This is a genomic window from Acidovorax sp. KPB24-07, assembly GCF_057543315.1.
The window spans coordinates 1-1854 of record NZ_BAAJYS010000542.1; the positions used below are offsets into that span (position 1 = coordinate 1).

The 1854-nt window shown below is 70.9% G+C and carries 2 protein-coding genes; both read left to right on the forward strand.

The window, feature by feature from the left end:
* Positions 1 to 795 (forward strand): tripartite tricarboxylate transporter substrate-binding protein (locus AC27IQ_RS23610; RefSeq protein WP_487091008.1); only part of this gene is annotated, 795 nt, incomplete at its 5' end.
* Between the two features lie 83 nt (positions 796 to 878).
* Positions 879 to 1854, forward strand: a 976-nt coding sequence (locus AC27IQ_RS23615; protein WP_487091009.1) for a rhomboid family intramembrane serine protease, incomplete at its 3' end; no start/stop codon positions are given.

The window sequence follows — 1854 nt, forward strand, 5'->3', positions numbered from 1 at the left end:
CCGGTGGTGGTGGACAACCGCCCCGGCGCGGGCGGGCAGATCGCCGCCCAGGCCCTCAAGGCCGCGCCGGCCGACGGGCACACCGTGTTCCTGTCGCACGACCACACCATCTCCATCCTGCCGCAGGTGGTCAAGCACCCGGGCTACGACCCGGTGCACGACTTCGTGCCGGTCGGCGGCGTGGCCACCTTCGTGAATGCCTTCGCCGTGTCCGGCGCGTCGCCGGCCAGGTCGTTCAACGACTACGTGCAGTGGGTCACCACCCAGGGCGGGGGCAAGGGCGCGGTGGGCATCCCGGCCCCGGCCTCCACGCCGGAGTTTCTGGTCAAGCTCATCGGCGAGAAGTACCGCATCGACCTGGTGGCGGCGCCATACCGCGGCAGCGCGCCCATGATCGCCGACATGCTGGGCAACCAGATCCCCGCCGGGGTGGCCTCGGTGCAGGACTTCATCGAAAACCACAAGGGCGGCAAGGTGCGCGTGCTGGCCGTGCTGGGCACCCAGCGCCAGGCCGCGCTGCCGGACGTGCCCACGTTCGACGAATTGGGGCTGAAAGGCTTCGAGGACCTGCCCTACTACGGCTTCTACGCGCCCACCGGTACGCCGGCCGCGTTCGTCACCCGCTTCTCGCAGGCGCTGGCCAAGGTGGTCGCCCAACCCGACGTGAACCGGCAGCTCACGGCCCTGGGGCTCACGGTGGCGTCGATGACGCCCAAGCAGCAGGCGGCGCGCCAGGAGGCCTACACCCAGGCCTGGACGCGCATCATCCAGCGCAGCGGCTTCGTGCCCCAGTGAGGGCTGCGCGCTGTCCCGCCGCGGTGCCGCAGGCCGGCCCGCGGGGCCCGGCGTTGCCCGCCTTGAGGTGACGCAGGCCCGCCATGTTCTATGCCATCCCGCTGGACAACCGCCCCACCTGGCGCAACCCGCCATGGATGACGGTGCTGATCATCCTGGTCAACCTGCTGGTCTTCTGGGGCCCGCAGCGCTGGGAGGCCAAGGCCGTGGACCGGGCGGCGCAGGTCTATGTGGACAGTCCCTTGCCCGGCATCGAACTGCCGCCTTTCGTGCAGTGGCTCAAGGACGCCGGCCACCGCGATGCCGAGCAGGCGCAGCGCATGCTGGCGGCGCACCGGGAGCACGCGCTGCTGCGGTGGATGGAGCACGAGGAAGGCTTTCAAAAGCGCCTGCGCGCCGGCCTGGTCGTGCGCGCGGACGACCCGCAGTACGCCGACTGGAAGGCCGCCCGCGCCCGGTATGAGGCGGCGCTGCCCGAGCCCTTCACCCGCCGCTGGGCGCAGAGCTACGAAAAGGACGCGCCCCCGCGGCCCGTGACCTGGATCACCGCCGCTTTCCTGCATGCCAGCACGGGCCACCTGCTGGGCAACATGGTGTTCTTGTTCCTCTTCGGCTTTTCGGTCGAACTGGCCCTGGGGCGGTGGCGGTACCTGGCCTTCTACCTGCTGGGGGCCGTGGGCGGGTCGCTGATGGCCGGGTGGGCCTATGCAGGCCAAGGCAGCTACGGCCTGGGGGCGTCCGGTGCGGTGTCGGCCCTCATGGGCATGTACGCGGTGCTGTACCGGCTGCGCCGCGTGCGGTTTTTCTACCAGCTGTTCTTTTATTTCAACTATGTCACCGCGCCCGCGCTGCTGCTGTTGCCGGCGTGGATCGCCAACGAGTTGCTGCAGCACTGGCTCAGCGGCCGGGGCGTGGCCTACATGGCCCACCTGGGCGGGCTGCTGACGGGCGCCGCGCTGATGTGGGGCGCCGGTCTGGTGCGGCGCAAGGCGATCGAGGCACCGCCGCCCGAGGCAGCCGCCGCGCCGGACGACGGCTTCGATGCCCACGTGGCCCCAG